General features: G+C 57.0%; 25 protein-coding genes. 21 read left to right on the top strand and 4 right to left on the bottom strand.

What is annotated here, in order from left to right:
- From phnD to phnP, 13 genes are all read left to right on the top strand, one after another.
- A complete protein-coding gene (gene phnD, locus D9736_RS13145) occupies nt 1-1,017 on the top strand; it encodes a phosphonate ABC transporter substrate-binding protein (RefSeq protein ID WP_130258481.1) in 1,017 nt (338 codons plus the stop codon).
- 105 nt (nt 1,018-1,122) lie between these two features.
- Nucleotides 1,123-1,902 carry a phosphonate ABC transporter, permease protein PhnE gene (phnE, locus tag D9736_RS13140; RefSeq protein ID WP_001193500.1) on the top strand — a complete coding sequence of 260 codons (780 nt, stop codon included), beginning with the start codon at nt 1,123-1,125 and terminating at the stop codon, nt 1,900-1,902.
- A 20-nt stretch (nt 1,903-1,922) separates the two neighbouring features.
- Entirely contained in the window at nt 1,923-2,648 is a 726-nt protein-coding gene (gene phnF, locus D9736_RS13135) for a phosphonate metabolism transcriptional regulator PhnF (protein WP_001295387.1), read from the top strand.
- Nucleotides 2,649-3,101: a phosphonate C-P lyase system protein PhnG gene (gene phnG, locus D9736_RS13130; RefSeq protein WP_130258480.1), complete on the top strand. Its 453-nt coding sequence runs from the start codon at nt 2,649-2,651 to the stop codon at nt 3,099-3,101.
- A complete protein-coding gene (gene phnH / locus D9736_RS13125) occupies nt 3,098-3,682 on the top strand; it encodes a phosphonate C-P lyase system protein PhnH (RefSeq protein WP_089574897.1) in 585 nt (194 codons plus the stop codon). The genes phnG and phnH overlap by 4 nt, the downstream gene beginning before the upstream one ends.
- Nucleotides 3,682-4,746, top strand: coding sequence for an alpha-D-ribose 1-methylphosphonate 5-triphosphate synthase subunit PhnI (gene phnI / locus D9736_RS13120; protein ID WP_130258479.1), 1,065 nt, complete (start codon nt 3,682-3,684; stop codon nt 4,744-4,746). The genes phnH and phnI overlap by 1 nt, the downstream gene beginning before the upstream one ends.
- Nucleotides 4,739-5,584, top strand: a complete 846-nt coding sequence (phnJ, locus tag D9736_RS13115; protein ID WP_000002284.1) for an alpha-D-ribose 1-methylphosphonate 5-phosphate C-P-lyase PhnJ — start codon at nt 4,739-4,741, stop codon at nt 5,582-5,584. The genes phnI and phnJ overlap by 8 nt, the downstream gene beginning before the upstream one ends.
- Nucleotides 5,581-6,339: a phosphonate C-P lyase system protein PhnK gene (gene phnK / locus D9736_RS13110; protein WP_130258478.1), complete on the top strand. Its 759-nt coding sequence runs from the start codon at nt 5,581-5,583 to the stop codon at nt 6,337-6,339. The genes phnJ and phnK overlap by 4 nt, the downstream gene beginning before the upstream one ends.
- A gap of 99 nt (nt 6,340-6,438) precedes the next feature.
- Nucleotides 6,439-7,119: a phosphonate C-P lyase system protein PhnL gene (gene phnL / locus D9736_RS13105; RefSeq protein ID WP_130258477.1), complete on the top strand. Its 681-nt coding sequence runs from the start codon at nt 6,439-6,441 to the stop codon at nt 7,117-7,119.
- Nucleotides 7,116-8,252 carry an alpha-D-ribose 1-methylphosphonate 5-triphosphate diphosphatase gene (gene phnM / locus D9736_RS13100; RefSeq protein WP_130258476.1) on the top strand — a complete coding sequence of 379 codons (1,137 nt, stop codon included), beginning with the start codon at nt 7,116-7,118 and terminating at the stop codon, nt 8,250-8,252. Before phnL ends, phnM begins: the two co-directional genes overlap by 4 nt.
- The gene (gene phnN / locus D9736_RS13095) at nt 8,252-8,809 is read left to right on the top strand and encodes a ribose 1,5-bisphosphokinase (RefSeq protein WP_130258475.1); all 558 of its coding nucleotides are present in this window, start codon (nt 8,252-8,254) and stop codon (nt 8,807-8,809) included. The genes phnM and phnN overlap by 1 nt, the downstream gene beginning before the upstream one ends.
- The gene (gene phnO / locus D9736_RS13090) at nt 8,796-9,230 is read left to right on the top strand and encodes an aminoalkylphosphonate N-acetyltransferase (protein WP_001110508.1); all 435 of its coding nucleotides are present in this window, start codon (nt 8,796-8,798) and stop codon (nt 9,228-9,230) included. Before phnN ends, phnO begins: the two co-directional genes overlap by 14 nt.
- A 1-nt stretch (nt 9,231) precedes the next feature.
- Nucleotides 9,232-9,990 carry a phosphonate metabolism protein PhnP gene (phnP, locus tag D9736_RS13085; protein WP_130258474.1) on the top strand — a complete coding sequence of 253 codons (759 nt, stop codon included), beginning with the start codon at nt 9,232-9,234 and terminating at the stop codon, nt 9,988-9,990.
- A gap of 29 nt (nt 9,991-10,019) precedes the next feature.
- On the opposite strand, the gene yjdP is transcribed toward phnP, so the two are convergent.
- The 3 genes from yjdP to D9736_RS13070 form a co-directional block, all read right to left on the bottom strand.
- A complete protein-coding gene (gene yjdP / locus D9736_RS13080; RefSeq protein ID WP_130215636.1) occupies nt 10,020-10,349 on the bottom strand; it encodes a DDRRRQL repeat protein YjdP in 330 nt (109 codons plus the stop codon).
- Between the two features lie 68 nt (nt 10,350-10,417).
- The gene (locus D9736_RS13075; RefSeq protein ID WP_130258473.1) at nt 10,418-11,050 is read right to left on the bottom strand and encodes a GNAT family N-acetyltransferase; all 633 of its coding nucleotides are present in this window, start codon (nt 11,048-11,050) and stop codon (nt 10,418-10,420) included.
- Nucleotides 11,051-11,130: 80 nt separating this feature from the next.
- Entirely contained in the window at nt 11,131-13,395 is a 2,265-nt protein-coding gene (locus D9736_RS13070) for a hybrid sensor histidine kinase/response regulator (RefSeq protein WP_130258472.1), read from the bottom strand.
- A 113-nt stretch (nt 13,396-13,508) separates the two neighbouring features.
- Between D9736_RS13070 and D9736_RS13060 the strand changes: the two genes are divergently transcribed.
- From D9736_RS13060 to D9736_RS13035, 6 genes are read left to right on the top strand one after another with little or no spacing between them, the layout of a single operon-like run.
- The gene (locus D9736_RS13060) at nt 13,509-15,029 is read left to right on the top strand and encodes a sugar ABC transporter ATP-binding protein (protein ID WP_130215632.1); all 1,521 of its coding nucleotides are present in this window, start codon (nt 13,509-13,511) and stop codon (nt 15,027-15,029) included.
- Complete coding sequence (locus D9736_RS13055) at nt 15,026-16,000, top strand: ribose ABC transporter permease (RefSeq protein WP_130224331.1); 975 nt, start codon at nt 15,026-15,028, stop codon at nt 15,998-16,000. Before D9736_RS13060 ends, D9736_RS13055 begins: the two co-directional genes overlap by 4 nt.
- A 30-nt stretch (nt 16,001-16,030) precedes the next feature.
- Nucleotides 16,031-16,972: an ABC transporter substrate-binding protein gene (locus D9736_RS13050; protein WP_130205867.1), complete on the top strand. Its 942-nt coding sequence runs from the start codon at nt 16,031-16,033 to the stop codon at nt 16,970-16,972.
- Nucleotides 16,973-17,026: 54 nt separating this feature from the next.
- Nucleotides 17,027-17,710, top strand: coding sequence for a D-lyxose/D-mannose family sugar isomerase (locus D9736_RS13045; protein WP_130215628.1), 684 nt, complete (start codon nt 17,027-17,029; stop codon nt 17,708-17,710).
- Nucleotides 17,711-17,724: 14 nt separating this feature from the next.
- Nucleotides 17,725-18,585, top strand: a complete 861-nt coding sequence (locus D9736_RS13040; protein WP_130258471.1) for a ketose 1,6-bisphosphate aldolase — start codon at nt 17,725-17,727, stop codon at nt 18,583-18,585.
- Entirely contained in the window at nt 18,582-19,583 is a 1,002-nt protein-coding gene (locus tag D9736_RS13035) for a carbohydrate kinase family protein (protein ID WP_130258470.1), read from the top strand. The genes D9736_RS13040 and D9736_RS13035 overlap by 4 nt, the downstream gene beginning before the upstream one ends.
- Here the strand turns inward: D9736_RS13035 and D9736_RS13030 are convergent.
- Nucleotides 19,580-20,287 carry a response regulator transcription factor gene (locus D9736_RS13030; protein ID WP_130224323.1) on the bottom strand — a complete coding sequence of 236 codons (708 nt, stop codon included), beginning with the start codon at nt 20,285-20,287 and terminating at the stop codon, nt 19,580-19,582. The two genes, D9736_RS13035 and D9736_RS13030, sit on opposite strands and share 4 nt — an antisense overlap.
- A gap of 290 nt (nt 20,288-20,577) precedes the next feature.
- Between D9736_RS13030 and yjcS the strand changes: the two genes are divergently transcribed.
- Together yjcS and D9736_RS13020 are read left to right on the top strand one after the other, a co-directional pair.
- Nucleotides 20,578-22,563, top strand: coding sequence for an alkyl sulfatase YjcS (yjcS, locus tag D9736_RS13025; protein WP_130258469.1), 1,986 nt, complete (start codon nt 20,578-20,580; stop codon nt 22,561-22,563).
- A 208-nt stretch (nt 22,564-22,771) separates the two neighbouring features.
- Nucleotides 22,772-23,047: a YtcA family lipoprotein gene (locus tag D9736_RS13020; RefSeq protein WP_130258468.1), complete on the top strand. Its 276-nt coding sequence runs from the start codon at nt 22,772-22,774 to the stop codon at nt 23,045-23,047.
- The last annotated feature ends 11 nt before the right edge of the window (nt 23,048-23,058 follow it).

Raw genomic sequence — 23,058 nt, 5'->3', positions numbered from 1 at the left:
ATGAACGCTAAGATAATTGCCTCGCTGGCCTTCACCAGCATGTTCAGCCTCAGCACCCTGTTAAGCCCGGCACACGCCGAAGAACAGGAAAAGGCGCTGAATTTCGGCATTATTTCAACGGAATCACAGCAAAACCTGAAACCGCAATGGACGCCATTCTTACAGGATATGGAGAAGAAGCTGGGCTTGAAGGTCAACGCCTTCTTTGCCCCGGACTACGCGGGCATTATCCAGGGAATGCGCTTCAACAAAGTGGATATCGCCTGGTACGGCAACCTGTCGGCAATGGAAGCGGTGGATCGCGCCAACGGCCAGGTCTTCGCCCAAACGGTCGCGGCGGATGGATCGCCGGGTTACTGGAGCGTGTTGATCGTCAACAAAGACAGCCCGATCAACAACCTGAACGATCTGCTGGCGAAGCGAAAAGATCTCACCTTCGGCAATGGCGATCCTAACTCCACCTCTGGCTTCCTCGTCCCCGGTTACTACGTCTTTGCCAAAAACAATATCTCCGCCAGCGACTTCAAGCGCACCGTCAACGCCGGACATGAAACCAATGCGCTGGCCGTCGCCAACAAGCAGGTGGATGTGGCGACCAACAACACCGAAAACCTCGACAAGCTGAAAACCTCCGCACCGGAGAAGCTGAAAGAACTGAAAGTGATCTGGAAATCGCCGCTGATCCCAGGCGATCCGATCGTCTGGCGCAAAAATCTGTCCGAAACCACCAAAGACAAGATCTACGACTTCTTTATGAACTACGGCAAAACGCCGGAAGAGAAAGCGGTGCTGGAACGCCTGGGCTGGGCGCCGTTCCGCGCCTCCAGCGACCTGCAACTGGTTCCCATTCGCCAGCTCGCGCTGTTTAAAGAGATGCAGGGCGTTAAGGGCAATAAAGGACTGAATGAGCAGGACAAGCTGGCGAAAACCACCGCCATTCAGGCACAGCTGGATGACCTGGACCGACTGAACAACGCGTTAAGCGCGATGAGTTCGGTGAGTAAAGCGGTGCAGTAAATCGTAAGTCGGATAAGACGCCCCGGCGTCGCATCCGACAATGTGCAGACGTTGATGCCGGATGCGGTGCAAGCACCTTATCTGGCCTACAAACCGGAGCCAAACATGCAAACCATCACCATCGCCCCACCCAAGCGAAGCTGGTTCTCGCTTCTGAGCTGGGCCGTTGTTCTCGCCGTGCTAGTCGTCTCGTGGCAGGGCGCGGAAATGGCCCCGCTCACGCTGATTAAAGACGGCGGCAACATGGCGACGTTCGCCGCCGACTTCTTCCCGCCCGATTTCAGCCAGTGGCAGGATTACCTCACCGAAATGGCCGTCACGCTGCAAATCGCCGTCTGGGGCACCGCGCTGGCAGTCGTTCTCTCCATCCCCTTCGGCCTGATGAGCGCCGAAAACCTGGTGCCGTGGTGGGTTTACCAGCCCGTTCGCCGCCTGATGGACGCCTGCCGCGCCATTAACGAAATGGTCTTCGCCATGCTGTTCGTGGTCGCCGTCGGCCTCGGCCCGTTCGCTGGCGTGCTGGCGCTGTTTATCCACACCACCGGCGTGCTCTCCAAACTGCTTTCCGAAGCGGTGGAAGCGATCGAACCCGGCCCGGTGGAAGGTATTCGCGCCACCGGCGCCAACAAGCTGGAAGAGATCCTCTACGGCGTGCTGCCGCAAGTGATGCCGCTGCTGATTTCCTATTCCCTCTATCGCTTCGAATCCAACGTCCGTTCGGCGACCGTCGTCGGCATGGTCGGCGCGGGCGGGATCGGCGTCACGCTGTGGGAAGCGATTCGTGGTTTCCAGTTCCAGCAAACCTGCGCCCTGATGGTGCTGATTATCGTCACGGTCAGCCTGCTGGATTTCCTCTCTCAACGGTTGCGTAAGCACTTTATCTGATTAGCGAGGCATTGATAGCTATGCACTTGTCTACACATCCGACCAGCTACCCAACACGCTATCAGGAGATAGCCGCAAAACTTGAGCAGGAGCTTCGTCAACACTATCGCTGCGGCGACTATCTTCCCGCCGAGCAGCAACTGGCGGCGCGCTTTGAGGTGAATCGCCACACCCTGCGCCGCGCCATCGACCAACTGGTGGAGAAAGGCTGGGTACAGCGCCGTCAGGGCGTCGGCGTGCTGGTGCTGATGCGCCCGTTCGATTACCCACTCAACGCCCAGGCGCGTTTTAGCCAGAACCTGCTGGACCAGGGCAGCCATCCCACCAGCGAAAAACTGCTGTCGGTGCTGCGCCCCGCCTCCGGTCACGTCGCTGACGCGCTGGGGATAACCGAGGGGGAGAACGTCATCCACCTGCGCACCCTGCGTCGGGTCAACGGCGTCGCGCTCTGTTTAATCGACCACTACTTTGCGGACCTCACCCTCTGGCCGACGCTGCAACGCTTCGACAGCGGCTCGCTGCACGATTTTCTGCGCGAGCAAACGGGGATTGCGCTGCGCCGCAGCCAGACGCGGATCAGCGCCCGCCGCGCCCAGGCCAAAGAGTGCCAGCGTCTTGAAATCCCGAATATGTCGCCGCTGCTGTGCGTGCGAACCCTTAACCACCGTGACGGTGAAAGCAGCCCGGCGGAGTACTCCGTCAGCCTGACGCGCGCCGACATGATTGAATTCACTATGGAGCACTGAATGCACGCAGATACCGCGACCCGCCAGCACTGGATGTCCGTACTGGCGCACAGCCAACCGGCTGAACTGGCAGCCCGCCTGAACGCGCTGAACATCACCGCCGACTATGACGTTATCCGCGCCGCCGAAACCGGCCTGGTGCAGATTCAGGCGCGGATGGGCGGCACCGGCGATCGTTTTTTTGCCGGCGACGCCACGCTGACCCGCGCCGCCGTACGCCTGACTGACGGCACGCTCGGCTACAGCTGGGTGCTGGGGCGTGATAAACAGCACGCCGAACGCTGCGCACTGATTGACGCGCTGATGCAGCATTCTCGCCACTTTCAAAACTTATCAGAAACCCTTATTGCCCCGCTGGATGCTGACCGTATGGCACGCATTGCCGCACGCCAGGCCGAAGTGAACGCCAGCCGAGTCGACTTCTTTACGATGGTTCGCGGAGACAACGCATGACCCTGGAAACCGCTTTTATGCTTCCCGTGCAGGATGCCCAGCACAGTTTTCGTCGCCTGTTAAAGGCCATGAGCGAGCCGGGCGTGATTGTCGCCCTGCATCAGCTCAAGCGCGGCTGGCAGCCGCTGAATATCGCCACCACCAGCGTGCTGCTGACGCTGGCCGATAACGACACGCCGGTGTGGCTTTCCGCGCCATTAAGTAACGATATCGTCAGCCAGAGCCTGCGTTTTCATACCAACGCGCCGCTGGTCAATCAACCGGAACAGGCGACCTTCGCGGTGACGGATGAGGCGATTTCCAGCGAACAGCTCAACGCCCTTTCCACCGGCACCGCCGTTGCGCCGGAAGCGGGTGCAACGCTGATTTTACAGGTCGCCAGCCTGAGCGGCGGGCGCATGTTGCGTCTCACCGGCGCGGGTATTGCCGAAGAACGAATGATCGCCCCGCAGCTACCGGAGTGCATTCTGCACGAACTCACCGAGCGCCCGCACCCGTTCCCGCTCGGCATCGACCTGATCCTGACCTGCGGCGAGCGCCTGCTGGCTATCCCGCGAACCACTCATGTGGAGGTGTGCTGATGTACGTTGCCGTGAAAGGGGGCGAAAAGGCGATCGACGCCGCCCACGCCCTGCAAGAGAGCCGACGCCGGGGCAATACCGATTTGCCTGAACTGAGCGTCGCCCAGATTGAACAGCAGCTTAATCTCGCGGTGGATCGCGTGATGACCGAAGGCGGCATTGCCGACCGCGAACTGGCGGCGCTGGCGCTGAAACAGGCCAGCGGCGATAACGTTGAGGCGATTTTCCTGCTGCGCGCCTACCGCACCACGCTGGCGAAACTGGCGGTGAGCGAGCCGCTCGACACCACCGGGATGCGTCTCGAACGCCGTATCTCCGCCGTTTATAAAGACATTCCCGGCGGCCAGCTGCTTGGCCCAACCTACGACTACACCCATCGCCTGCTCGATTTTACCCTGCTGGCAAACGGCGAAGCGCCAACGCTGACCACCGCCGACAGCGAGCAAGCCCCGTCGCCGCACGTTTTCAGTCTGCTGGCGCGTCAGGGGCTGGCGAAGTTTGAAGAAGAGAGCGGCGCACAGCCGGATGACATCACCCGCACACCGCCGGTTTATCCCTGCTCACGCTCCTCCCGCCTGCAACAGCTCATGCGCGGCGACGAAGGCTACTTGCTGGCGCTGGCCTACTCCACCCAGCGCGGTTACGGGCGCAATCACCCGTTCGCGGGCGAAATCCGCAGCGGCTATATCGACGTGTCGATTGTGCCGGAAGAGCTGGGATTTGCGGTGAACGTCGGCGAACTGCTGATGACCGAGTGTGAAATGGTCAACGGTTTTATCGACCCGCCGGATGAGCCGCCGCACTTCACGCGCGGCTACGGGCTGGTGTTCGGTATGAGCGAACGTAAAGCGATGGCGATGGCGCTGGTTGACCGCGCTCTGCAAGCCCCGGAATACGGCGAGCACGCGACAGGCCCGGCGCAGGATGAAGAGTTCGTGCTGGCGCATGCCGACAACGTCGAAGCCGCAGGCTTTGTCTCGCACCTCAAACTCCCCCACTACGTCGATTTCCAGGCCGAACTAGAGCTACTCAAACGTCTGCAACAGGAGCAGAACCATGGCTAATCTGAGCGGCTACAACTTTGCGTACCTCGACGAGCAGACCAAACGCATGATCCGCCGCGCCATCTTAAAAGCGGTGGCGATCCCCGGTTATCAGGTGCCGTTTGGCGGGCGCGAGATGCCGATGCCCTACGGCTGGGGAACCGGCGGCATACAGCTCACCGCCAGCGTGATTGGCGAAAGCGACGTGTTGAAGGTGATTGACCAGGGCGCGGATGACACCACCAACGCCGTGTCGATTCGCAACTTCTTTAAGCGCGTGACCGGGGTGAACACCACTGAACGTACGGACGATGCGACACTTATCCAGACGCGCCATCGCATCCCCGAAACGCCGCTGACCGAAGATCAGATCATTATTTTCCAGGTGCCGATCCCCGAACCGCTGCGCTTTATCGAGCCGCGCGAAACGGAAACCCGCACCATGCACGCGCTGGAGGAGTACGGCGTGATGCAGGTGAAACTGTATGAAGATATCGCCCGCTTCGGTCATATCGCTACCACCTACGCCTATCCGGTGAAAGTGAACGGGCGCTACGTGATGGACCCATCGCCGATCCCGAAATTCGATAACCCGAAAATGGACATGATGCCCGCCCTGCAGCTGTTCGGCGCGGGGCGCGAAAAGCGCATCTATGCGGTGCCGCCGTTTACCCGCGTGGAAAGCCTCGATTTCGACGATCACCCGTTCACCGTCCAGCAGTGGGATGAGCCGTGCGCCATCTGCGGATCGACCCACAGCTATCTTGATGAAGTGGTGCTGGATGACGCCGGAAACCGCATGTTTGTCTGCTCCGATACCGATTATTGCCGCCAACAGAGCGAGGCGAAAAGCCAATGAATCAACCGTTACTTTCGGTCAATAACCTGACCCACCTTTACGCGCCGGGCAAAGGCTTTAGCGATGTCTCTTTTGATTTATGGCCGGGGGAAGTTCTGGGCATTGTCGGGGAATCCGGCTCCGGGAAGACCACGCTGCTGAAATCAATCTCCGCCCGCCTGACGCCGCAACAGGGGGAGATTTACTACGAGAACCGTTCCCTCTATGGCATGAGCGAAGCCGACCGCCGTCGCCTGCTGCGCACCGAATGGGGCGTGGTGCATCAGCATCCCCTCGACGGCCTGCGCCGCCAGGTGTCGGCAGGCGGCAATATCGGCGAGCGGCTGATGGCGACCGGGGCGCGTCATTACGGCGACATTCGCGCCACCGCGCAAAGATGGCTGGAAGAGGTGGAGATTCCCGCCAACCGTATCGACGACTTGCCGACCACCTTTTCCGGTGGCATGCAGCAACGTTTGCAGATTGCCCGCAACCTGGTGACGCATCCGAAGCTGGTATTTATGGACGAGCCAACCGGTGGGCTGGATGTGTCGGTACAGGCGCGCCTGCTCGATCTGCTGCGCGGTCTGGTGGTGGAGCTGAATCTGGCAGTGGTAATTGTTACCCACGATTTAGGCGTCGCCCGCCTGCTGGCGGACCGTTTGCTGGTGATGAAACAGGGGCAAGTGGTGGAGAGTGGGTTAACCGACCGCGTGCTCGACGACCCGCATCACCCGTATACCCAATTGCTGGTGTCATCGGTTTTGCAGAATTGAGCCGGTGCCGGATGCGGCGTAAACGCCTTATCTGGCCTACAAATGCGCTCCCCGTAGGTCGGATAAGACACATCCGACACCCGAACCACGAGGCGAAAAATGATTAACGTACAAAACGTCAGTAAAACCTTCATCCTGCACCAGCAAAACGGCGTGCGTCTGCCCGTCTTACAACGCGCCTCGCTCACCGTCAACGCGGGCGAATGCGTGGTGCTCCACGGCCATTCCGGCAGCGGCAAATCAACCCTGCTGCGCTCGCTGTACGCCAACTATCTGCCCGACGAAGGGCAAATCCAGATTAAACACGGCGACGAATGGGTAGACCTGGTCACCGCGCCAGCACGCAAAGTGGTGGAAATCCGCAAGACCACCGTCGGCTGGGTGAGCCAGTTTCTGCGCGTCATCCCGCGTATTTCGGCGCTGGAAGTGGTGATGCAGCCGCTGCTCGATATCGGCGTACCGCGTGAAGCCTGCGCCGCTAAAGCCGCGCGTCTGCTCACGCGCCTGAACGTGCCGGAACGCCTGTGGTACCTGGCACCATCGACCTTCTCCGGCGGCGAACAGCAGCGCGTCAACATCGCCCGCGGCTTTATCGTCGACTACCCCATTCTGCTGCTCGACGAACCCACCGCCTCGCTGGACGCCAAAAACAGCGCCGCCGTAGTCGAGCTGATCCGCGAAGCCAAAGCCCGTGGCGCAGCCATCGTCGGCATCTTCCATGACGAAGCCGTACGTAATGACGTCGCCGACCGCCTGCACCCAATGGGAGCCTCTGCATGATTATCAATAACGTTAAGCTGGTGCTGGAAAACGAGGTGGTACACGGTTCGCTGGAAGTACAGGATGGCGAAATCCGCGCCTTTGCCGAAAGCCAGAGCCGCCTGCCGGACGCGATGGACGGCGAAGGCGGCTGGCTGCTGCCGGGGCTGATTGAGCTGCATACCGACAACCTCGATAAATTCTTCACCCCGCGCCCGAAAGTGGACTGGCCTGCCCACTCGGCGATGAGCAGCCACGACGCGCTGATGGTGGCGAGCGGCATCACCACCGTACTGGACGCCGTGGCGATTGGTGATGTGCGCGACGGCGGCGATCGGCTGGAGAATCTGGAGAAGATGATCAATGCCATCGAAGAGACGCAGAAACGCGGCGTCAACCGCGCCGAGCACCGCCTGCACCTACGCTGCGAGCTGCCGCATCACACCACACTGCCGCTGTTTGAAAAACTGGTGCAGCGCGAGCCGGTGACGCTGGTATCGCTGATGGACCACTCACCGGGCCAGCGCCAGTTCGCCAATCGCGAGAAGTATCGCGAATATTATCAGGGCAAATACTCGCTCACTGATGCGCAGATGCAGCAGTACGAAGAAGAGCAACTGGCGCTTGCCGCACGCTGGTCGCAGCCGAATCGCGAATCCATCGCCGCCCTGTGCCGCGCGCGACAAATTGCGCTCGCCAGCCACGATGACGCCACGCACGCGCACGTTGCCGAATCCCACCAGCTTGGCAGCGTGATCGCCGAATTTCCCACCACGTTTGAAGCGGCGGAAGCCTCGCGCAAGCACGGCATGAACGTGCTGATGGGCGCGCCGAATATCGTGCGCGGCGGTTCGCACTCCGGCAACGTGGCGGCCAGTGAACTGGCACAGCTTGGCCTGCTGGATATCCTCTCTTCCGACTACTACCCCGCCAGCCTGCTGGATGCGGCATTTCGCGTCGCCGATGACCAGAGCAACCGCTTTACGCTGCCGCAGGCGGTGAAGCTGGTGACCAAAAACCCGGCGCAGGCGCTTAATCTCCAGGATCGCGGGGTGATTAGCGAGGGTAAACGCGCCGACCTGGTGCTGGCGCATCGCAAGGGCAATCATATTCATATCGACCACGTCTGGCGTCAGGGTAAAAGGGTGTTCTGATGACGGGAAAACTGATTTGGTTAATGGGGCCGTCCGGCTCCGGGAAAGACAGCCTGCTGGCGGAACTCCGCCAGCGGGAACAGACGCAGTTACTGGTGGCGCATCGCTACATCACGCGCGACGCCAGCGCCGGAAGTGAAAACCATATCGCCCTGAGTGAGCAGGAGTTTTTTACCCGCGCGGGGCAAAACCTGCTGGCCTTAAGCTGGCACGCTAACGGTCTGTATTATGGCGTCGGCATCGAGATTGACCTCTGGCTACACGCCGGATTCGACGTGGTGGTCAACGGCTCACGCGCGCATCTGCCGCAGGCGCGGGCGCGCTATCAATCGGCGCTGCTGCCCATTTGCTTACAGGTTTCGCCGGAGATCCTGCGCCAGCGCCTGGAAAACCGTGGCCGTGAAAACGTCAGTGAAATTAACGCCCGACTGGCGCGCGCCGCCCGCTATACTCCACAGGATTGCCATACGCTCAACAATGACGGCAGCCTGCGCCAGTCGGTCGACACGCTGCTGACGCTGATCCATCAGAAGGAGAAACACCATGCCTGCTTGTGAGCTTCGCCCGGCCACGCAGTACGATACCGACGCGGTTTACGCGCTGATATGTGAGCTAAAACAGGCGGAGTTTGACCATCACGCGTTTCGCGTGGGCTTTAGCGCCAACCTGCGCGACCCAAACATGCGCTACCATCTGGCGCTGCTGGATGGCGAAGTTGTCGGCATGATCGGCCTGCATTTGCAGTTTCATCTGCATCATGTCAACTGGATCGGCGAAATTCAGGAACTGGTGGTGATGCCGCAGGCGCGCGGTTTGAACGTCGGCAGCAAGTTGCTGGCGTGGGCGGAAGAAGAAGCCCGCCAGGCCGGGGCCGAAATGACCGAGCTTTCGACCAACGTCAAGCGCCACGACGCGCACCGTTTTTACCTGCGCGAAGGCTACGAGCAGAGCCATTTCCGCTTCACGAAGGCGCTGTAACATGAGCCTGACTCTCACGCTCACCGGCACTGGCGGCGCACAGGGCGTTCCGGCATGGGGCTGTGAGTGCGAGGCCTGCGTCAGAGCGCGGCGCTCACCGCAGTATCGCCGCCAGCCATGCAGCGGCGTGGTGAAGTTTAACGAGGCTGTCACCCTGATCGACGCCGGGCGGCACGATCTCGCCGATCGCTGGTCACCCGGATCGTTCCAGCAGTTTTTGCTGACGCACTACCATATGGATCACGTCCAGGGGCTGTTCCCGCTACGCTGGGGCGTGGGCGATGCGATCCCGGTCTACGGCCCGCCGGATGAACAGGGCTGCGACGATCTGTTTAAACATCCGGGCCTGCTTGATTTCAGCCACACGGTGGAGCCGTTTGTGGTGTTTGATTTGCAGGGGTTGCAGGTCACGCCCCTGCCGCTCAACCACTCAAAACTCACTTTCGGCTATTTACTGGAAACGGCGCATAGCCGGGTGGCGTGGCTGTCTGACACCGCAGACCTGCCGGAAAAAACGCTGAAATTTTTACGCAATAACCAGCCGCAAGTGATGGTGATTGATTGCAGCCATCCGCCGCGCGAGGATGCGCCGCGTAATCACTGCGATTTAAACACCGTGCTGGCGCTGAATGAGGTTATCCGCTCGCCGCGCGTGATTCTGACGCACATCAGCCACCAATTTGATGCGTGGCTGATGGAGAACGCGCTGCCGTCAGGGTTTGAGGCGGGGTTTGATGGGATGGAGATTGGGGTAGCATGATAGGGTTGGTCATGTGCGCGCTGCCCCCCTCACCGCTCATACTCATCTTCCATTCTCCGCTCTTCATCTTCCAGTTGCCGACGCTCCTGATCAAGCTGGCGCTGGCGATCGTCCAGCTGCCTGCGACGATCTTCAAACTGGCGGTGGCGGTCGTCATATTGTCTGCGCCGATCGTCGCTCACTTCACGTTGCCAGCCGTCGTCGCGCGAATCTTCATAGTCTCGTCCACGGTCAGGGTTATAAGCGTCGTTAATCGCCTGCTGAATATTGCCAATGGTGTCGTCGATAATATCGGCCTGAGCCGGAACGGTGGACAGCGTGAGCAGGGTGAAAAGAAAGAGCGTGGAGTAAGGTTTCATAAGCCAGTCTCTGCAATGGACTGGCTTAACGTTAGTTGAGTGTGAATGACCGGAGTAGCGGAGTAATCTCAAATTCGGTAAGGCGCAGACTCTTCCATTAGCTGGTTAGCTCGCTGTTTATTTTCCGCCACCAGCACAATGCCATGACATTTTTGATCCGGTGAAATACTCCAGATACGCTCTTCCGGAATGCAACCGCCATCGTAGATCACTTTCGTGCCATCGTAAGGCCAAAATGCCCCTTGTTCAGTGTCTAATACAAACACGGAAATCTGATCGGACTCGCGCGCGATCTTCTGCCAGAGCATCTTCCCGCCATCATATTGATCAAAATCGCTGATTAGCGTGATACCGAATTGCAGAATTAGCGCTTCATACAGCCGAGTTGCCAGCCCCTTATCGCGCTCACCAGGAGAGACACAAATACCTTCCACCTGTACCAGATCCGAGTCTTCCCACCAGCGTTCAACGGCAATGATATCGCTGCCGAACTCTTTTTTACGCTGCAGATCGAGAGCGGCAAGTACCCGATGACGCGGCACGCCTGCAAAAACTTCAATGTCCGCTTCAATGATGGCCGCTCTTGGCGTCTGCTTGTCATAAATTACCTGTAACAGACGTCCAGAAAGCTCGATCTCTTCCACCACGCGAAAAGAACGAGCAACCGTCATAGGGCTATAGGTGGTTGGCATCACGATCATATGTGAATCACTTCAATTCAGAACAGAATTGCTCACAATAGCAGCACGTTTGCTTCAGGCCTCTTGATAAATTCTGAAAATCATCCCTCTATTTGCCCCAGCGCCTGCGCCAACTGCGCGCGGGTAAAAGGTTTGCGCAGTAGCGCCACATCGGGCAGCGCGGGGTTATGGCTGGGGCGTAAATCCTGGCCGCTGATGAGTAGCAGCGTCAGGTGCGGGTAAAGTTTGCGGGCTGCATTGACCACTTCAGCGCCGCTCATACCGCCGGGGAGCATTAAGTCACTGATAAAAATATCGATTTCCGTTGATGCCGCCAGCAGGTCCAGCGCCTGTTCGCCGCTGCTCGCTTCCAGCGTCAAATAGCCCAACAGGTGCAACTGCTCGCAGATGGTCTGGCGCACCGCGGCTTCATCTTCCAGCACTAACACCAGTTTATCGCCGCTGACAGCTGTCTGCTCTACCACCGCTGGCAATACGTTTTTCTCCGCCACCAGCGCGCGGGGAAGCTGTAATCTGACCGTTGTTCCCTGCCCCGGCGCGCTTTCAATTTCCACGCGCCCGCCGGACTGGCGCACGAAACCATAGACCATCGACAAGCCTAGTCCGCTGCCACTGCCCGTCTGTTTGGTGGTAAAGAACGGCTCGAACACCTGGCTTTTCACCGCCTGCGACATGCCGCTGCCATGATCGATGACCTCCAGCGCCACCATATCCTGTCGCTGCCCACTGCTGCGAGTAACGCGCTGATTCCAGGTACGAATTTTGATGATTCCCGTCTGCCCTTCCATCGCATCGCGGGCGTTCACTACCAGGTTGATGATGGCGTTTTCCAGCTGGCTGACGTCAATCCACGCGGGCCACGCCGGAGACTGCGCTTCAATCTCCAGCGCCAGCGTTGCCGGTAAGGAGTGGCGCATTAATTCGCTTAACTCTTCCAGCAGTGTTTTCAGTTCAACGGCTTGCGGATGTAAGGACTGCTTGCGGGAAAACGCCAGTAGCCGCTGGGTCAGTAGCGCCCCACGTTCGGCGGCTTGCAGCGCCCGCTGTATTCGCGGCGCGTCGGGCGAGTCCGTGTTCACAAGCTCCAGACTGCCAATGATCACCGCCAGCAGATTATTAAAATCATGGGCCAGCCCGCCTGTCAGTTGCCCAACCGCTTTCAGCTTCTGGCTGTGCAATAGCGCCTCTTCCAGCCCCTGCCGCTCGGTTTGGGCAATCTCCATCTGCGTGGTTTTCTCTTTCAACAGCCGTGACGTTCGATCGAGTGATGCGGTATTGCGGGCGAAGACGTTAAAGGCGCGCGCCAGTTCACCCAGCTCATCGCGCCGTTGTAACGCCGGAAAAGTGACGTCCGCTTCGCCGTGCGCCAGGCGGCTCATGGCGCGGGAGATCGCCGTCAGGTTAGAGCCGAGATTGCGATAGATATACCAACCTGCAAACGCGGTGATCACCACCGCTAACAGGGCGAAAATCATGATCAGCCTCTCGCCGGAGCGCAGATCCTGGTAACTTTGCGCCACCCGCTGACCGGAGAGCGTCGCCACCTGTTCGGCATAACGGTTGATGTCGCCATTGAGGATCGCCACCAGCGCTTTGATGTGAAACATATACCAGCTGATTGCCAGATCGCTTTGCTCCAGAGCGGCAGAAAGCGGCGCGAGTTTACGCAGTTCATCATTGAAATCAGTGAGTAACGTATTAACCAATGGCGTATCGCTGTGGGTCGGCAACGCAGACATCACCCCGACCAGTTGATGAATAATCGCCTGTGGCGCGGGCGTGGCAATAGCGGCGACAATCAGTCGGTTCATCTCGTTAAGCAAAATGTCATCTTGCGCGTGAGTGACTTTTTGCAAATGCCGCAGATAACTTAAGTTTTGATATAGCGAACTTAACAGCGCGTTACGCTCCAGATGCCGCCTTTGCCCGCGCTCCAGCATTCCGCCGACGCTGGTTTGCAGTTCGTTACTACGCGTGATGATTCGCGTCACCAGCCCGGCGTCCTGCTGCGCTAAAGGCGCGTTCGCCAGTTGCTCAAGCGAGATTTTTAATGCCCGCTGTGTCTCCTGCAATCGCTCGGCCTCGCCTTTATATTCCAGCGCTCCCACCACCTGCGACAATCGCACCGCCGCCGTCGCCACGTTTGCCGTGTCGCGCGCCAGATTCAGGCTGCCGGTCATATCATCCACCGTTTGCTGCTGCACCAGCTCCTGCATCTGGCTGGCATGGCGAAAGCCCATTACCGCCACGCCGCTGACCATCAGCGTCACCGCCACCACCAGCAAATTCAAAAGCAGCAATCGCCCGCGCGCGCTGGCAAAAAAGTGACGTCCGGGGTGCGCCATATCACGCTCCGTAAAGAAAAATCGCAATATGACAAATATGAACGGCTTCTGACATTTTGCATTTACTTTCCTGTGATGGAGTGCTGATATCGACAACCTCGCAGGAGTCCGCCATGAACAGCACGCCGGTTCTGGAGATGCGCAATATTGCCAAAGCCTTCGGCAAATTTTATGCGCTCAAGGGGGTGGATTTGACGGTTTACCCTGGCGAGATCCATGCCCTGATGGGGGAAAACGGCGCCGGAAAAAGCACGCTGATGAAGGTGCTGGCGGGGGCTTATACCGCCACCAGCGGCGAGATCCTGATTGACGGCAAGCCCTTTCACATTCGCACGCCAAAAGATGCTTTAAGCGCCGGTATTACGCTGATTTATCAGGAGATGCAGCTGGCACCCAATTTGACGGTGGCAGAGAACATTTTCCTCGGCAGCGAGCTTTCCCACGGCGGGCTGGTGCAGCGTAAAGAGATGCTGGTGCAGGCGCAAAAAGTGATCGACCGCCTCGGCGCGCAGTTTAACGCCAGCGATAAAGTCATGACGCTGACCATTGCCGAGCAACAACAGGTCGAAATCGCCCGCGCGCTGCATCGCAACAGCCGCATTCTGGTGATGGACGAACCTACCGCTGCCCTCTCCTCGCGTGAAACTCACCGCCTGTTTGAACTGATTATGCGGCTGCGCGATGAAGGGATGGCGATTATCTATATCAGCCACCGCATGGCGGAAGTGTATGAGCTTTCCGATCGCGTCAGCGTGCTGCGCGACGGGCAATACGTTGGCAGCCTGACCCGCGACAATCTCAACGCCGCTGAACTGGTGCGGATGATGGTCGGCAGGCCACTGAGCGATCTGTTCAATAAAGAGCGCGATATCCCGCTCGGCAAAGCCCGCCTGAATGTTCACCACCTGACCGACGGTGGCAAAGTGCAGCCGAGCAGTCTGCTGGTGCGTTCCGGCGAAATTGTCGGCCTCGCCGGACTAGTGGGAGCCGGACGTTCCGAACTGGCGCAGTTGATCTTCGGCGTGCATAAAGCGACGGGCGGAATGATTGAAGTCGATGGTGAACCGGTGGTGATCCACTCCCCGCGCGAAGCCATCGATCTTGGCATTGGTTTTCTCACCGAAAATCGCAAAGAACAAGGCTTATTCCTTGAAATGGCGGCAGCCGAAAACATCACCATGGCAACCCTGGAGCGCGATGCCAGCTGGGGAATGCTCAATCGCAAAAAAGCACAAACCATCTCCGATGACGCCATCAAGTTGCTCAACATCCGCGTGCCTCATGCCCAGGTGCGAGCGGGCGGGCTTTCCGGCGGCAATCAGCAAAAACTGTTGATCTCCCGCTGGGTGGCGATTGGCCCGCGCATTTTACTGCTCGATGAACCCACCCGTGGCGTGGACGTTGGCGCAAAAAGCGAGATCTACCGGATCATGAACGAGATGGCGCGCAAGGGCGTGGCGATCCTGATGATCTCCAGCGAACTGCCGGAGATAGTCGGCATGAGCGATCGCGTTTATGTGATGCGCGAAGGCAGCATTGCCGGTGAGTTAAACGGCAAAAACATCACCCAGGAAAACATTATGACCTTAGCGACTGGCGTCAACGACGCCCATTCCCAGGCGGTGCCCTCATGATGACCTCTGCAAAGACCTCTGCCAAAAAAATGCTGATGAGCGATCTGATGCAAACGGTCGGCATTTTGCCCATTTTGATTCTGATCGTGGCGGTATTTGGCTTTATCGCGCCAAACTTTTTTACCGAAAGTAACCTGCTGAATATTACCCGGCAGGCGTCGATCAACATTGTTCTGGCGGCGGGGATGACCTTCATCATTTTGACTGGCGGAATCGATCTTTCTGTAGGTTCAATTCTCGGCACCACGGCGGTGGCGGCGATGGTCGTCTCCCTTAGCCCGGAGTTCGCCATGCTGTCGATTCCAGCGGCGCTGATGCTCGGCCTGCTGCTGGGATTGTTCAACGGCGCGCTGGTGGCCTTTGCCGGATTGCCACCGTTTATCGTCACGCTAGGCACCTATACGGCGCTACGCGGGGCGGCGTATCTGCTGGCGGACGGCACCACGGTCATCAACTCCAACATTAATTTCGAGTGGATAGGTAATAACTATCTCGGGCCGATCCCGTGGCTGGTGGTGATTGCCCTCGCAGTGATTGTGCTGTGCTGGTTTATTCTGCGCCGCACCACGCTTGGCGTTCATATCTACGCCGTCGGCGGCAATATGCAGGCGGCGCGTCTTACCGGCATTAAGGTCTGGTTGGTACTGCTGTTTGTTTATGGCATGAGCGGTCTGCTTTCAGGGCTTGGCGGGATTATGAGCGCCTCACGGCTGTACAGCGCCAACGGCAACTTAGGCATGGGGTACGAACTGGATGCCATTGCGGCGGTGATCCTCGGCGGCACCAGTTTCGTTGGCGGCATCGGCACCATCACCGGCACGCTGGTTGGGGCGCTGATTATCGCCACGCTAAACAACGGCATGACCCTAATGGGCGTCTCTTACTTCTGGCAACTGGTGATCAAAGGGGCGGTGATCATCATTGCGGTGCTGATCGATAAATACCGTACCCGACATCATCAAAGCGCATAACAACAATACCCTACACATGAGGAATACAGCATGAGATTGAAGCCCTTAGTGACCGCGCTCTGTGCAGGCGCGCTGCTGGCCGCAGCACCGTTCGCCCAGGCAAAAGAACTGAAGTCGATAGGCGTGACGGTAGGCGATCTGGCAAACCCATTCTTCGTGCAGATCACCAAAGGCGCGGAGCTGGAAGCGCGCAAACTGGCGGGCGATAACGTCAAAGTTACGCTGGTGTCCAGCGGCTACGATCTGGGCCAGCAGGTGTCGCAAATAGACAACTTTATCGCCGCTAACGTCGATATGATCATCCTTAACGCTGCCGATTCAAAAGGGATCGGCCCGGCGGTGAAACGGGCAAAAGACGCCGGGATCGTGGTCGTCGCGGTTGACGTGGCGGCAGAAGGCGCCGATGCGACCATCACTTCTGATAACACCCAGGCGGGCGAAATGGCCTGTAAATACATCACCGATCGCCTGAAAGGCAAAGGCAATGTGGTGATCATCAATGGGCCTCCGGTGTCCGCCGTACAAAACCGCGTTGAAGGCTGCCAGACTGAATTTAAACGCCATCCTGACATCAAGGTGCTCTCTGACAACCAGAACGCCAAAGGCAGTCGTGAAGGCGGGCTGGAGGTGATGACCGGGCTGCTGGCGGCAAATCCGAAGATCGACGGTGTATTTGCGATTAACGATCCCACCGCGATCGGTGCCGATCTGGCAGCCAAACAGGCACAACGTAGCGAGTTCTTTATTGTCGGCGTTGACGGAAGCCCGGACGCCGAAGAGGCGCTGAAACGTGAGAACTCGTTGTTTGTCGCCACCCCTGCGCAAGATCCCCAGGTGATGGCAGCGAAAGCGGTAGAAATTGGCTACGACATTTTGCAGGGCAAACCCGCGCCGAAAGAGCCGGTGCTGATCCCGGTGACGATGATCGACAAAAACAACGTCGGCAATTACAAAGGCTGGACGGTGAAATAAGTCCACACGCCGGGCGGCGCAGCTGCCCGGCCACCGCTAAGGAGAACGCTTTCGATGAAACGCTCCGCTATAAACGACATTCTCGGTCATACACGGCAATTCTTTTCGCAACATGACGTGCATCTTCCGCCCTTTGCCAGTTTCACGCCTGCCCAATGGCAACAACTCGACACCACCGCGTGGGAGGAAGTTTTTGATCTCAAACTCGGCTGGGATGTTACCGCTTTTGGTGGCAACGACTTTGCTGCACAGGGACTGACGCTGTTTACCCTGCGTAACGGTTCGCCAAAAGGAATGCCGTATGCGAAATGTTACGCCGAGAAGATCATGCATGTGCGCGATGCGCAGGTAACGCCAATGCATTTTCACTGGCGTAAGCGTGAGGACATTATCAATCGCGGCGGCGGAAATTTGATTGTTGAACTGTGGAATGCCGATAGCAACGAGCAAACGGTTGATAGCGACGTTACGGTGGTGATCGACGGCTGCCGCCAGAAACATACCGCAGGCAGTCAGTTGCGCCTGTCTCCCGGCGAAAGTATCTGCCTGCCGCCAGGCCTTTATCACAGCTTTTGGGCAGAAGCCGGTTTTGGCGATGTGCTGGTTGGCGAAGTCTCTTCTGTTAATGACGATGACCACGATAACCACTTTTTACAACCGCTGGACCGCTACAACCTGATTGACGAAGACGAACCGGCCCAGTTGGTATTGTGTAACGAATACCGCCAGTTCCGCTGAATAAGGAGAACGTTATGCCGTTGATTTCTCTCGCTGAAGGGCTGGCTCATGCCCGCGAACATCACTATGCGTTAGGTGCGTTTAATGTGCTGGACTCACACTTTTTACGCGCGCTATTCGCTGCGGCCAGACAAGAACGTTCGCCGTTTATTATCAACATTGCCGAAGTACATTTTAAATATATCTCGCTGGATTCCCTGGTCGAAGCCGTGAAATTTGAAGCGGCGCGCCATGCCATTCCGGTGGTGTTAAATCTCGATCACGGGCTGCATTTTGAATCGGTGGTGCAAGCGTTGCGGCTGGGATTCAGCTCGGTAATGTTTGACGGCTCCACGCTGGAGTATGAAGAAAATGTCCGCCAGACGCGGGAAGTGGTGAAAATGTGCCATGCCGTTGGCGTATCGGTAGAAGCTGAACTGGGGGCGGTAGGTGGCGACGAAGGCGGTGCGCTTTACGGTCATGCCGATGAATCTCTGTTTACCGATCCGCAACTGGCGCGTGATTTTGTCGACCGTACCGGCATTGACGCGCTGGCCGTGGCGATTGGCAATGCACACGGCAAATATCGCGGCGAACCGAAACTCGACTTCCCGCGCCTCGACGCTATCCGCCAGCAGGCGGCTATCCCGCTGGTGTTACACGGCGGCTCAGGGATTAGCGATGCCGATTTCCGTCGCGCCATAGAACTGGGTATCCACAAAATCAATTTCTACACGGGTATGTCGCAAGCGGCGCTGGCAGCCGTTGAGGCCCGAATGGCGTGCCGTCAGCCGATGTATGACGAGTTCGCCGAGTTACTGCTGGCAGTGGAAGCCGCCATCAGCGATACGGTTGCACAACAGATGCGTATTTTCGGCAGTGCGGGGCAAGCATGATGGAACGTAAAGGGATTATCGCCGCAGGCAATATGCTGGTTGACCACGTCCATCAGATTATCCAGTGGCCAGAGCGCGGCTGGCTGGCGGAGATCACCCACAGCGAACGCTCAACCGGAGGCGCGCCGCTTAACGTCCTGCTGACGCTGGCGAAAATGCGCACCGGGTTGCCGTTACAGGCGGTCGGGCTAATCGGTCAGGACAGCGACGGCGATTACATCATGGCAATGCTTGAGCAATATCACGTCAATCGCCAGCATGTGCAGCGCACTACCTTTGCCCCGACGTCGATGTCGCAGGTGATGACCGACCGAAGCGGGCAGCGGACGTTTTTCCATTCGCCGGGCGCTAACCGACTGCTTGATCTTCCGGCGTTCGATCAGCTCGATAACAGCATGAAGATTTTCCATCTCGGCTATTTACTGTTGCTCGATAGCCTGGATATGCCGGACGATGTTTACGGCACCCGTAGCGCGCGCCTGCTGGCGCAAATGCGTGATACTGGCTTTGAAACCTCGCTCGATCTTGTCTCCCGCAAGGGCGATCCGCGTTATCAGCCGATGGTGCTGCCCGCATTGCGCCATCTGGATTATCTGGTAATTAACGAACTGGAGGCCGGGGAGTTTAGCGGGCTGGAAATTCGCTTACCTAACGGCGAACCGCATATCGTGCATATTGCTGCCGCCGCGCGTGAACTGTTAGATGCGGGCGTACGCCAGCGAGTGGTGATCCACTGTCCGGAAGGTGCCTGGGGAGAGACACCGGAACAGGGCGGCGTGTGGATCCCTTCGCAAAAGTTAGAACAACGGGAAATTATCGGCAGCGTCGGCGCGGGCGATGCATTTTGTGCCGGATTTTTATATGGCTGCCATGAACGCTGGACGCTTACCGAGAGCATAAAACTGGCACACGCCTGCGCGCGGGCAAGCCTGTTATGCGCCAATGCTATCGACGGGGCAAAAACGCTGGAAGAACTGCAAACAGAAATGTCGGATTAGTGCACGTCGGCAGCGAAGACATACCCCAGACCGCGCAGAGTTTTAATCAACATCGGCTGATGCGGGTTTAGTTCGATTTTGCGTCGTAAGCGCATGATTAATACGTCGATGGTGCGATCAAACACCTCCACGCTGTCGCTGTGGGTGAACTCCAGCAACTGCTCGCGGCTTAACACCCGACGAGCGTTTTGCGCCAGGGCCAGTAACAAGCCATATTCGCCCTGGGTCAGCTCGACATGTTGTTGTAGCGGATTGTGCAACTGGCAGCGCGTGGTATCGAGATACCAGCCATTGAATGACAGCCCGGCGTTTTTCTCCTCATTGACCGCCAGCGCGCCAACGCGCCGTAGCACCGCTTTTAGTCGCGCAACCACGACCCGTGGGGTAAACGGCTTGCAGATGTAATCATCTGCGCCCATTTCCAGCCCGACCACCACATCAGACTCACTGCCCAGGCCGGTCAGCATCACCACCGGCAGTGCAGGACGCATTTTCTGTAATTGTTGCAATACCCTCAGGCCGTTGGTATCGGGTAGCATCATATCCAGCACCACCAGCGCGATATCAGGATCGCCCTCAACACGTGATATTGCCTCCTGCCCGGTATGGCAGACCGAAACCGTAAAGACATGTTCACTTAACACGTCCTGCAACAGTGCGCAGATAGCCGTGTCATCATCCACCACCAGCACAACGGGTTTCATAGTTATACTCCGAATTATTCACCTGATTAATCATTGTGCGGACTTCTTGCCGAAGTGAAAGAGAAAAGCAATTTATATAATAAAAACATAAGTCAGGTCACATTATTGATGACACTAATAAATATGCCGTAATTTTCCCTCTTCAGCACAAATGCCTAATAAAATGGTCGATTCTGTTCACACTTCTGCTTATTCAATTCGTCGTTTCCCAATTATGATAACGCCAGCTTTAAATGACGTATTTTGCATGGATTACATATTTACGACATAAATGATAAATGGAGATTTATATGAATAACTCTCGGTTATTCCGTTTGAGCAGGATTGTTATTGCCTTAACCGCCGTCAGCGGCATGATGGTAAATACCGCTAACGCGAAAGAGGAAGCGAAAGCCGCCACTCAATATACCCAGCAGGTTAATCAGAATTACGCCAAATCATTACCGTTTAGCGATCGTCAGGATTTTGACGATGCCCAGCGTGGATTTATCGCCCCGCTGCTGGATGAAGGTATTCTGCGTGATGCGAACGGTAAAGTTTACTACCGCGCGGACGATTACAAATTTGATATTAATGCCGCTGCGCCGGAAACCGTAAACCCCAGCCTGTGGCGTCAGTCGCAAATCAACGGTATTTCTGGCCTGTTCAAAGTCACCGATAAAATGTATCAGGTGCGCGGCCAGGATATCTCTAACATTACGTTCGTTGAGGGTGAGAAAGGCATTATTGTTATCGACCCGCTGGTAACGCCGCCTGCCGCAAAAGCCGCACTTGATCTTTACTTCCAGCATCGGCCGCAAAAACCGATTGTTGCCGTTATCTACACTCACAGCCACACCGACCACTATGGCGGCGTGAAAGGTATTATCTCTGAAGCTGATGTTAAATCCGGCAAAGTTCAGGTGATCGCTCCGGCTGGCTTTATGGACGAAGCTATCAGTGAAAACGTGCTGGCGGGTAACATCATGAGCCGCCGTGCGCTCTACTCTTACGGTCTGTTACTGCCGCACAACGCGCAAGGCAACGTGGGTAATGGCCTTGGCGTGACGCTGGCAACGGGCGACCCGAGCATTATTGCACCGACTAAAACTATCGTCAGAACTGGCGAGAAGATGATTATCGACGGCCTGGAGTTTGACTTCCTGATGACCCCAGGTAGTGAAGCACCAGCCGAAATGCACTTCTATATTCCGGCCCTGAAAGCCCTGTGTACCGCCGAGAACGCCACGCATACCCTGCACAACTTCTACACTCTGCGCGGCGCGAAAACCCGCGATACCAGCAAGTGGACCGAGTACCTGAACGAAACGCTGGATATGTGGGGTAACGACGCGGAAGTCCTGTTTATGCCGCACACCTGGCCGGTCTGGGGCAATAAGCATATCAATGATTATATTGGTAAATATCGCGATACTATCAAGTACATTCACGACCAGACCCTGCACCTGGCGAACCAGGGCTACACCATGAATGAAATCGGCGACATGATTAAGCTGCCGCCTGCGCTTGCCAATAACTGGGCCAGCCGCGGTTATTACGGTTCTGTCAGCCACAACGCCCGCGCGGTGTATAACTTCTATCTTGGCTATTACGACGGTAACCCGGCTAACCTGCATCCGTATGGTCAGGTGGAGATGGGTAAACGTTATGTGCAGGCGCTGGGCGGTTCTGCCCGTGTCATCAACCTGGCGAAAGAAGCGAACAAGCAAGGTGATTATCGCTGGTCCGCAGAGTTGCTGAAACAGGTGATTGCCGCCAACCCGGGTGACCAGGTGGCGAAGAATCTGCAAGCGAATAACTTTGAACAGCTGGGCTATCAGGCCGAGTCCGCCACATGGCGCGGTTTCTACCTGACCGGCGCGAAAGAGCTGCGCGAAGGGGTGCATAAGTTCAGCCACGGCACCACCGGTTCCCCGGACACCATTCGCGGGATGTCGGTCGAAATGCTGTTCGACTTTATGTCCGTTCGCCTCGATAGCGCGAAAGCCGCGGGTAAAAATATCAGCCTGAACTTCAATATGAGCAACGGCGATAACCTCAACCTGACGCTGAACGATAGCGTGCTTAACTACCGTAAAACACTGCAACCGCAAGCCAACGCCTCTTTCTACATCAGCCGTGAAGATCTGCACGCCGTGCTGACCGGACAAGCCAAAATGGCGGATCTGGTAAAAGCGAAGAAAGCCAAAATTATTGGCAATGGCGCGAAACTGGAAGAAATTATTGCCTGTCTGGATAATTTTGATTTGTGGGTGAATATCGTAACCCCGAATTAATGTCACTCGCTTTTGGGGGCGCTGAAGCCCCCAAAAGTATTTATTATAAAAATACATACAACCAATTAATACATAAAATATATAAGTTATGAATGCGGTGGCTGAATAAAGCTATTTTTATTCATCGAGAAAATAGCCATACTGACGCCTTCAATGGATATTGATATTCACTACAGATATTGTTCGCAGCAGACAGGATGTATTTAATATGCCAACAGTTCTCTCTCGCATGGCGATGCACCTCAAAAAAACAGCCTGGATAGTTCCCGTCCTCATGGTTTCGGGATGCTCATTATCTCCGGCAATCCCGGTGATCGGCGCTTATTATCCCAGCTGGTTTTTCTGCGCCATTGCCAGCCTTATTTTGACGCTCATCACGAGGCGAATTATTCAGCGGGCAAATATCAATCTGGCATTTGTCGGAATTATTTATACCGCCCTTTTTGCTCTCTACGCCATGCTGTTCTGGCTGGCATTTTTCTAATCTATTTGAGA

Origin of the sequence: Escherichia sp. E10V10, assembly GCF_004211985.1 — a bacterium.
Classification (GTDB): domain Bacteria; phylum Pseudomonadota; class Gammaproteobacteria; order Enterobacterales; family Enterobacteriaceae; genus Escherichia.
The sequence above is the reverse complement of the archived record's forward strand: the minus strand, read 5'-3'. Positions and strand labels throughout refer to the sequence as shown.

Coding starts and splice junctions, on each gene's coding strand:
- D9736_RS13075 (WP_130258473.1), bottom strand. CDS start 11,050: ATGATCGTGATGCCAACCACCTATAGCCCTATGACGGTTGCTCGTTCT.
- D9736_RS13070 (WP_130258472.1), bottom strand. CDS start 13,395: ATGGCGCACCCCGGACGTCACTTTTTTGCCAGCGCGCGCGGGCGATTG.
- D9736_RS13030 (WP_130224323.1), bottom strand. CDS start 20,287: ATGAAACCCGTTGTGCTGGTGGTGGATGATGACACGGCTATCTGCGCA.
- phnG (WP_130258480.1), top strand. CDS start 2,649: ATGCACGCAGATACCGCGACCCGCCAGCACTGGATGTCCGTACTGGCG.
- D9736_RS13035 (WP_130258470.1), top strand. CDS start 18,582: ATGATGGAACGTAAAGGGATTATCGCCGCAGGCAATATGCTGGTTGAC.
- phnH (WP_089574897.1), top strand. CDS start 3,098: ATGACCCTGGAAACCGCTTTTATGCTTCCCGTGCAGGATGCCCAGCAC.
- phnD (WP_130258481.1), top strand. CDS start 1: ATGAACGCTAAGATAATTGCCTCGCTGGCCTTCACCAGCATGTTCAGC.
- phnM (WP_130258476.1), top strand. CDS start 7,116: ATGATTATCAATAACGTTAAGCTGGTGCTGGAAAACGAGGTGGTACAC.
- D9736_RS13055 (WP_130224331.1), top strand. CDS start 15,026: ATGATGACCTCTGCAAAGACCTCTGCCAAAAAAATGCTGATGAGCGAT.
- phnI (WP_130258479.1), top strand. CDS start 3,682: ATGTACGTTGCCGTGAAAGGGGGCGAAAAGGCGATCGACGCCGCCCAC.
- D9736_RS13040 (WP_130258471.1), top strand. CDS start 17,725: ATGCCGTTGATTTCTCTCGCTGAAGGGCTGGCTCATGCCCGCGAACAT.
- phnK (WP_130258478.1), top strand. CDS start 5,581: ATGAATCAACCGTTACTTTCGGTCAATAACCTGACCCACCTTTACGCG.
- yjdP (WP_130215636.1), bottom strand. CDS start 10,349: ATGAAACCTTACTCCACGCTCTTTCTTTTCACCCTGCTCACGCTGTCC.
- phnJ (WP_000002284.1), top strand. CDS start 4,739: ATGGCTAATCTGAGCGGCTACAACTTTGCGTACCTCGACGAGCAGACC.
- phnE (WP_001193500.1), top strand. CDS start 1,123: ATGCAAACCATCACCATCGCCCCACCCAAGCGAAGCTGGTTCTCGCTT.
- D9736_RS13050 (WP_130205867.1), top strand. CDS start 16,031: ATGAGATTGAAGCCCTTAGTGACCGCGCTCTGTGCAGGCGCGCTGCTG.
- phnL (WP_130258477.1), top strand. CDS start 6,439: ATGATTAACGTACAAAACGTCAGTAAAACCTTCATCCTGCACCAGCAA.
- D9736_RS13045 (WP_130215628.1), top strand. CDS start 17,027: ATGAAACGCTCCGCTATAAACGACATTCTCGGTCATACACGGCAATTC.
- phnO (WP_001110508.1), top strand. CDS start 8,796: ATGCCTGCTTGTGAGCTTCGCCCGGCCACGCAGTACGATACCGACGCG.
- yjcS (WP_130258469.1), top strand. CDS start 20,578: ATGAATAACTCTCGGTTATTCCGTTTGAGCAGGATTGTTATTGCCTTA.
- phnN (WP_130258475.1), top strand. CDS start 8,252: ATGACGGGAAAACTGATTTGGTTAATGGGGCCGTCCGGCTCCGGGAAA.
- phnF (WP_001295387.1), top strand. CDS start 1,923: ATGCACTTGTCTACACATCCGACCAGCTACCCAACACGCTATCAGGAG.
- D9736_RS13020 (WP_130258468.1), top strand. CDS start 22,772: ATGCCAACAGTTCTCTCTCGCATGGCGATGCACCTCAAAAAAACAGCC.
- D9736_RS13060 (WP_130215632.1), top strand. CDS start 13,509: ATGAACAGCACGCCGGTTCTGGAGATGCGCAATATTGCCAAAGCCTTC.
- phnP (WP_130258474.1), top strand. CDS start 9,232: ATGAGCCTGACTCTCACGCTCACCGGCACTGGCGGCGCACAGGGCGTT.